Raw genomic sequence first — 1,578 nt, forward strand, 5'->3', positions numbered from 1 at the left:
GTAAGCGTTCACCAGCAGTCCATTGACAAAAAGTGTGAGTTAACGCAATTGATCCAACATTCCTAATTGAGTGATCATTTCTAGCCGTCATGCTTAATGCATGAAAAAGAAAAAATCTAAATTCTCATCTTCGCCGCCCGTGGCCTCAGATATCAACGAAGCGAATGCGCTGATTGTTGAGCTCTGGGAGCAGTTGCGCCACTATGAGGACAAGCTCAAAACTAGCAGCGCTAATTCATCCAAATCACCATCATCCGATGGGCCTAAAGAGCGGGCTGAAAGAAAAAAGCTCAAAGCTCTAGTGGTCGCAATCCGAGAGGAGCTACACAAGGTCACTCAGGGCACAAACGACAACTCTCAGAATTAAAACCATCTGATACCTTTGTTGAATGTTACCCAGATAGTGCCTGTTCTTGTTGTGGCGATACGAACCTTAAGATGAGTGATAAACCTTTTTATCGACATCAGGTTCATGAAATTCCCAAACCGACAATGGATATTACCGAGTATCGGCTCTTTTCTGGTAAATGCTCTCAGTGTGGCGAAACCGCGAGGGCCAGAAAGCCGAGCGATATACCTCAAGGCATCATGGGCCCCAATCTATTGAGTCATATCGCGATCTTGGCTGGTCAATATCATCTGAGCGTGCGTAAAATACGCTCTTTACTTAAGGAGCAATTCGGCACTACTTTTTCAATTGGCGCAATCAGTGAAGCTCAAACTCGTGTTGCCTCAATGCTTACCCCACTGCACCAAGCCATCAAAAGTAATATTCAAACGGCTCCGTTAGTACACGTCGATGAGACTTCACACTCACGAAATAGTGAAGAGCGTTTACGGTGGTGCTGGTTAGTATCGAGCGACGACTTAGTGTATGAAAAGATCCTATTCTCTCGCTCCATTCACTCAGCTAAAGCGGTTTTGGGCGCCAATTATTCTGGGGTTGTCGTCAGTGACCAATATGGTGGTTACAACTGGATATCACCAAATAAACATCAGCTATGTTGGTCACACGTGATCCGAAACCTACAACAGATTGCGGATTACACAGGTAAAGGACATACAGCTAAAATAGGCCAACGACTTGTTATGCTGAGCAAATTGGTCTTTCGAACGCGACATCGTTGGGAGTCCGAAACGATAAAATATAGCCTGTACCTAAACAGATTAAGTCGAATAAGACAGCGTTTTAATTACTGGCTCAATAAAGGGAGCAAGCAAATACCAATTCAACGCTATCAAGGTCGCTGCAAAAAACTGGATGAGCATAGCCCAAGCTTGTGGTTGTTCTTAACTAACCCCAAAATACCATTGACCAACAATGAAGCTGAACGCCGACTTCGTGGCTTTGTCATTCAAAGAAAAATCAGCTACGGCACTACCTCGGATGCAGGCGACAAGTTCCGAGACCGCCTACACTCGCTAATCGAAACTTGTAAAAAGCGAAAGATATCGTCACTTGATACGCTTTCACGCATAGTCAATGCTGTTGTTCGTCAGCAGCCGTACCCAAATGTGCTCGATCTTAAACACACGAGTTTTTACCTAAACACTTAGTCAACACGGTGCTGGTGAACG

At 44.7% G+C, this 1,578-nt stretch carries 1 protein-coding gene and 1 pseudogene; both read left to right on the forward strand.

Annotated features, from left to right (window positions below):
* Positions 1 to 100 precede the first annotated feature (100 nt).
* A complete protein-coding gene (locus tag QTN95_RS20570; protein WP_240800883.1) occupies positions 101 to 367 on the forward strand; it encodes a DUF6444 domain-containing protein in 267 nt (88 codons plus the stop codon).
* 20 nt (positions 368 to 387) lie between these two features.
* Positions 388 to 1,557, forward strand: a pseudogene (tnpC, locus tag QTN95_RS20575) (IS66 family transposase); the annotation flags it as partial.
* Positions 1,558 to 1,578: the final 21 nt, after the last annotated feature.

The sequence above is a fragment of the Vibrio sp. M260112 genome (assembly GCF_036533775.1).
In the GTDB taxonomy this organism is placed as follows: Bacteria; Pseudomonadota; Gammaproteobacteria; order Enterobacterales; family Vibrionaceae; genus Vibrio.